At 55.9% G+C, this 6,068-nt stretch carries 4 protein-coding genes and 1 pseudogene; 1 reads left to right on the plus strand and 4 read right to left on the minus strand.

The genetic code is table 11. The features are described from left to right. Positions 1 to 197: 197 nt before the first annotated feature. Together ACLQ7H_RS06620 and ACLQ7H_RS06625 are read right to left on the minus strand one after the other, a co-directional pair. On the minus strand, positions 198 to 425 hold the full coding sequence (locus tag ACLQ7H_RS06620; RefSeq protein WP_411751988.1) for a hypothetical protein: 228 nt from the start codon (positions 423 to 425) through the stop codon (positions 198 to 200). Positions 426 to 606: 181 nt separating this feature from the next. Next, positions 607 to 1,872, minus strand: coding sequence for a mechanosensitive ion channel family protein (locus tag ACLQ7H_RS06625; protein ID WP_411751985.1), 1,266 nt, complete (start codon positions 1,870 to 1,872; stop codon positions 607 to 609). Positions 1,873 to 2,113: 241 nt separating this feature from the next. Between ACLQ7H_RS06625 and malZ the strand changes: the two genes are divergently transcribed. Continuing rightward, on the plus strand, positions 2,114 to 3,937 hold the full coding sequence (gene malZ / locus ACLQ7H_RS06630; protein WP_411751986.1) for a maltodextrin glucosidase: 1,824 nt from the start codon (positions 2,114 to 2,116) through the stop codon (positions 3,935 to 3,937). 46 nt (positions 3,938 to 3,983) lie between these two features. On the opposite strand, the gene ggt is transcribed toward malZ, so the two are convergent. Together ggt and ACLQ7H_RS06640 are read right to left on the minus strand one after the other, a co-directional pair. Beyond that, the gene (ggt, locus tag ACLQ7H_RS06635) at positions 3,984 to 5,747 is read right to left on the minus strand and encodes a gamma-glutamyltransferase (protein WP_411751987.1); all 1,764 of its coding nucleotides are present in this window, start codon (positions 5,745 to 5,747) and stop codon (positions 3,984 to 3,986) included. A 225-nt stretch (positions 5,748 to 5,972) separates the two neighbouring features. Then, positions 5,973 to 6,068 (minus strand): annotated as a pseudogene (locus ACLQ7H_RS06640) (peroxiredoxin); the annotation flags it as partial.

A 6,068-nucleotide genomic window follows, 5' to 3' on the forward strand; every position in this document is an offset into this window, starting at 1 on the left:
CCCCTCACCCCAACCCTCTCCCACAGGGAGAGGGAGCTGTCCTGAGCGCGTAGTTAGCCCGTGCAGTTTCGGAAAGCAGAGGGTAAGAACAAGAAAGGCAAGGTATTACGCAAAGCAATCAACGAACTCGATCGGTCCCCTCTCCCTGTGGGAGAGGGTTAGGGTGAGGGGCGTAATATTGAAGCCAACGCTCCTCACTACCGTATTAGTGTGTTTTCCTCTTCCGTATCGCCATCACCGGTGGCCCTGATCTCCATCACCGGATTGTTTTCGCATAATCGCTCTTCCTTCCCTTCTCCGGCACAGCGCGCCAGTGCTTCACGAATATCCATCATACTGCTGCTCAAGGCGCAGAGCGCCGGTTGCAATGTGCGGTTCATCTGGCTTTCATCCAGCGTGGCGCTATGCAGGTAGCCAGCAAACATCAGCGTGGCCAAGAGGGTAATCAGACGGTGTTTTGACGATGTCTGCAAGATGCCTGCTCCGAACGGTAAAATGGCGTGAACGTATTTATAGCCATTCGGCAGCAGAAAGAAAGTCATAGGAGATATCTGTTGGCAATCGGTTGAAGTTAATTACCAACAGAAATAATTTCGTCAGGTTACGTCAGGGATGGTTAGGCGTGGACTGCAGGTTTGCCAGCATGCTGCGCATATCGTTGCCGCTTGGCGTCTGGTGGATGCGCAGATCAAATTCGCCGATCGCCGCCAGCAGATGATCGAAGATATCCGATTGAATTCCTTCGTACTCAGCCCACACCGTGGTGTTGGTAAAGGCGTAAATCTCCAGCGGTAACCCTTCCGGCGTTGGGGCCAATTGGCGCACCATCAGCGTCATATTCTGATGGATACCCGGGTGCGAACGTAAATAGGCTACCAGATAGGCGCGCAAAGTACCGACGTTGGTCAGGCGGCGGCCGTTAAGCGGTGAACTGAGATCCACCTCGCTCTGCTGGTTATACTTACCCAGCTCCTGGGTTTTATCGTTCAGATAGCGTTGCAACAGTGGGTTGCGGTTGAGGCGCTCCTGCTCTTCTGACGTCAGGAAGTGGACGCTGGTGGTGTCGATATTGATGCTGCGCTTGATGCGGCGGCCACCGGATTCAGACATTGAACGCCAGTTCTTGAACGAATCGGAGATCAGCGCGTAGGTGGGAATGGTGGTGACGGTGTTGTCCCAGTTTCTGACCTTGACCGTGGTCAGGCCGATATCGGTCACCGCACCGTCGGCGCCGTATTTAGGCATCTCCAGCCAATCGCCGATTTTCAGCATATCGTTGGCGGAAAGCTGGATCCCGGCGACCAGGCCGAGAATGGGATCTTTAAACACCAACATCAAGACGGCCGTCATGGCTCCCAAACCGCTGAGTAACAGCAACGGTGAGCGGCCCATCAGCAGAGAGATGATCATGATGCCAATAAAGATGGCGGCGACCAGTTTCACGCCCTGGAAGATGCCACGCAGCGGAAGCTGATTGGCAAGCGGGCTTTGGCGCATCAGCGTCAACAGCGTGTCGAGCAGTGAGAACAACGTCAGCAGGGAAAATAGCAGGATCCATACCTGTGCCGCAGTGACGATAATTGCCTGGGTCTGGCTGCCATTATGCAACCACAGCACCGCCTGCATATTGATGATCACCCCTTGCAACAGCAGGGCGGCGCGCTGGAAGAGTTTATGTTGGGTGATGGCCTGTTGCCAGAGATGCTGTGAGTGTTGACCACGACGCTGGATAGCGGTCAGCACCACGCGGTGCAGCACCAGATGGATCACCACGGAAATCAGTACGATCAGCCCAAGCACCATCGCCAGTGACATCATGTCGGTGAACTCCAGCCCAATGCTCTCCAGCCATTGCCTTATTTGTTGTTGCATGCCCGCTCCCTCCAAAGTACGTAAAAAAACATCCAAGAATGCTAAAAACCCATTAGCCTAAAGGTTATTGGGCATGATATGTGTCTGTTTACCCACTTTTACATTGTAAATCAGCATCTCCACCCCTCGGCTCATCCCCCGAGTTTATGACTGAAAGAGGAGGGAGAAAGGCATACAACGTGGCATGGTGCGTGGCATTGCATTCGTCGTCGATTGGGTTTGCTACATCAGGAGAAAATTCATGCTAAATGCCTGGCATCAGCCGGTTCCACCTTTCGTGGTGAATAAGGGGCAGCGTCTGGAGATCGCTTTGTGGTTACAAAGTGATGAGTTGCCTGAACAGGTCTTTCTACGCGTCGAGCCGGACAATGAAGAGTGGTTGCTGATCATGAAGCCGAAGGCGGTAGAGGGGCTGTGGCACTATCAGGCCAGCCTGACGCTGCACGAAGGGGAACCGGTACGGCGCTACTGTTTTAAACTGCTGTGGGCCGATCGACAGCAGTGGTTTGGCCCGCAAGGCTGGTCACTGATCCCGCCGGGGCAACTGGCTCAGTTTGCCGTAGATGAGCCAGATAGCAGCCCAGGCTGGGTGGCAGATCAGGTATTTTATCAGATCTTCCCGGATCGTTTTGCCAGCAGCGGCGGGGAACATGGCATCCAGAGTGGCAGTTATCACCATCATGCAGCCGGTTGCGATGTGATACGCCGTGACTGGTTGCACCCGCTGGAAGATGAGCATGCTGCTTCGACTTTCTACGGTGGCGATCTGGACGGCATCAGTGAGAAGCTGCCCTATTTGCAGCGGCTCGGCGTAACCGCCCTGTATCTGAACCCGATTTTCACCTCACCCAGCGTCCATAAGTACGACACCGAAGATTATTATCAGGTCGATCGCCACTTCGGCGGTAATGACGCATTGCTGCGTTTGCGAGTAAGTACTCACAAGGTGGGGATGAAACTGGTACTGGATGGCGTGTTTAACCACACCGGTGACTCCCATCCGTGGTTCGATCGTTATCAACAGGCAGAGGGGGGGGCGTGCCACCATCCCGATTCCCCGTATCGTGGCTGGTTCAACTTCTATCCGGACGGTAACGTGCTGAGCTGGAAGGGTAACACCAATCTGCCCAAGCTCAACTTTGCCGAACCGCAGGTGGTCGATACTATTTATCGGGCGGACAACAGCGTGGTACGCCATTGGTTACGCCCACCGTACAGCATCGACGGCTGGCGCTTGGATGTGGTGCATATGCTGGGGGAAAACGGCGGTGCAGCGGGGAACCTACATCACCTGGCCGGAATGTATCAGGCAATCAAGCAAGAAAACCCAGATGCCTACGTGCTGGGCGAACATTTTGGCGATGCGCGCCGCTGGCTACATGCCGGAGTTGAAGACGCTGCCATGAACTATATGGGCTTTGCCTTGCCGGTGCGGGCGTTTCTGGCCGGTGTCGATGTGGCTTATCATCCGGTGCTGCTGAATGCGGCCGATTGTGCGCAGTGGATGGACGGTTACCGGGCCGGATTGCCCCATAACCGCCAACTGATCCAGTTTAATCAGTTGGATAGCCATGACACGGCGCGTTTCCTGACTTTGCTGGACAACAACCCGCGCCGGATGCAGATGGCGGCGGTGTGGCTGCTGGCATGGATTGGCGTACCTTGCCTGTACTACGGCGATGAGATTGGTCTGGATGGCGGCAACGATCCCTTCTGCCGCAAGACGTTCCCTTGGGACGAAAGCCAATGGGATCGGCCACTGTTGACCTTGTTCAGCCGCCTGACGGCACTGCGTAAGCAGAGTAAGGCGTTACGCCGTGGCAGCTGCCAGGTGTTGTATGCGCAAGGGGAAACGCTGGTGTTTGTGCGTACTTACCAGCGGGAGCAGGTACTGGTAGCGTTGCAGCGTAGCGAGGCCGGAGAAGTCGAACTGCCTTATAGCCCGCTGTTGCGAGAAGGGAAATGGCAGCTTGTGGAAGGGGAAGGAGAACGGGTTGCGCAGGAAGGTGGCCTGCGGTTGCAGCTAGCGGCCGAGTCGGCCAGCGTGTGGCGGTTACGTGGTTAAAGTTGGCTAAAGGTTTACCCGCCAATTGGCGGGTAAACCAGATCCCTCAATATCCTACAGCCGATCCTGCCGGGCGGCGTACGTCGTTGGCTCCGTACAGGTAGCCCTCACGTACGCGTCCAGAAACGGCAGAGTCATTGCCCGAATTGCCCGGGCTCACACCCGCCGCGCCCGGCAATCCCACCAGAATCAGTTCGGCAGCGCCCCAAGGGGTTTGTTCAACCATCTTGTAACCCATCTCGTTGAGGATTTTCAGCGTATCGGTAGAGACGCCGCGCTGCTCGTAATAGACCTCGTCCGGCAACCACTGATGATGGATCCTTGGGGCATCCACCGCTTCCTGCGGGGCCATGCCATGATCGATCACGTTCAGCGCGGTTTGCATCGTGATGGTAATGATGCGTGAACCGCCAGGCGAGCCGAGCACCATAAAGATTTTGTTGTCTTTGGTCACCAGCGTAGGGCTCATGGAGGATAGTGGGCGCTTACCGGGGGCGATGGCGTTGGCCGTTCCCTGTACCAGACCATAGAGATTTTTCTCGCCAACCTTGACGGTAAAGTCATCCATTTCATCGTTGAGGAAGAAGCCTGTGCCCGGTGCGATTACCACGGCACCGAAGCGGCCATTGACGGTATAGGTGGTTGATACGGCATTCCCTTCATGGTCGACAATCGAATAGTGGGTGGTTTCCGGCTTTTCGTGCGGTTCCATCCCCGGTTGTACATTGGCAGAAGGCGTGGCCTGATTGGCGACGATTTTCTGACGGATCTTATCGGCATAGCTTTTGCTCACCAGCCGATCGATCGGGTTCTTGATAAATTCGGGGTCGCCGAGATAGGTATTGCGGTCCATATAGGCATGGCGCATCGCCTCGGTCATGGTGTGGATGGTTGCAGCCGAGTTAAAGCCCATGCTTTTCAGATCGTAACCCTCAACGATATTGAGGATCTCGCACAGCGTCACGCCGCCGGAGCTGGGCGGGGGCGCAGAGACGAATTTATAACCGCGATAGCTACAGGTTATGGGTGACGTCTCGGTGACTTGGTAGTTGGAGAAGTCGGCGGCGGTGAGGATGCCTCCACCCTGTTTGGCGGCGGCTTCAACCGCCTGCGGGATCTTGCCCTGATAGAAGGCGGAGGTGCCTTCTTTGGCGATGGCTTCCAGCGTGTTGGCCAAGTCGGTTTGCACCAGGCGATCGCCCGGTTGTAGCGCAGAGCCGTCTTTGCGCAGGAAGATTTTGGCCGACTCCGGGTCTTGTTTGAAGCGTGCAACGGTGGTGTCGAGAATATCGGTATCAGCACGCGTCAGGATAAAGCCCTCACGGGCCAGCCTGATGGCCGGTTCCATCACCTGTTCGCGGCTCAGCTTGCCGTACTTTTTACGTGTGGTCTCCATCCCCAGCACCGTTCCCGGCACGCCAGCGGCCAGATAACCGTACAGGCTGGCGTCTTTTTTCACCTTACCGTCCGCATCCAGATACATATTGGCACTGGCCGCTGCCGGAGCGGTTTCACGGAAGTTGATAAAGGTATCGGTGCCATCGGCCAGGTGCAGGGTCATGAAACCGCCGCCGCCGATATTGCCACAGCAGGGATTAACTACCGCCTGGGCATAGCCGACCGCGACCGCAGCATCCACCGCGTTGCCACCCATTTTGAGAATATCTACGCCGACCTGTGAGGCCAGATGTTGCGAGGTGACCACCATGCCATTTTGCGCTTCCACCGCCGGGTTTGAGGCGGCATACAGCGGGCTGCTGACCAGCAAGGCCGTCAAGGTCAGCGGTTGACTCCATTTTTGCAAAAACATAGCGACTCCTGTTTGATCCCTGTGTTTTAGTTGTCCCGCAGGTGTTGCAAGGCGCGGGCCAACCTATGAAGAGTAGCTACGAATCGGGAATACGGCGGCAGGCAGAGTGAAAAACGTGAAGCGAAACAGAGGAATATTGCACTGGAGGGGGGCGATTGCACCGATTTTGGGCATAAAAAAAACCGGCCAGCAGAGCTGACCGGTTCTGACACTTACAGGCTGAAATTACAGCTTGGAAGCGTTCTCAGACAGGTATTTAGCTACGCCGTCTGGAGATGCGCCCATACCTGCTTTGCCTTTTTCCCACTGAGCTGGGCACAC

It is taken from the genome of Serratia sp. (in: enterobacteria), assembly GCF_046715635.1.
GTDB lineage: Bacteria > Pseudomonadota > Gammaproteobacteria > Enterobacterales > Enterobacteriaceae > Chania.

Excerpts from the sequence above, each read along its gene's own strand:
- ACLQ7H_RS06625 (WP_411751985.1), bottom strand. The coding sequence starts at position 1,872 with ATGCAACAACAAATAAGGCAATGGCTGGAGAGCATTGGGCTGGAGTTC.
- ggt (WP_411751987.1), bottom strand. The coding sequence starts at position 5,747 with ATGTTTTTGCAAAAATGGAGTCAACCGCTGACCTTGACGGCCTTGCTG.
- ACLQ7H_RS06620 (WP_411751988.1), bottom strand. The coding sequence starts at position 425 with ATGTTTGCTGGCTACCTGCATAGCGCCACGCTGGATGAAAGCCAGATG.
- malZ (WP_411751986.1), top strand. The coding sequence starts at position 2,114 with ATGCTAAATGCCTGGCATCAGCCGGTTCCACCTTTCGTGGTGAATAAG.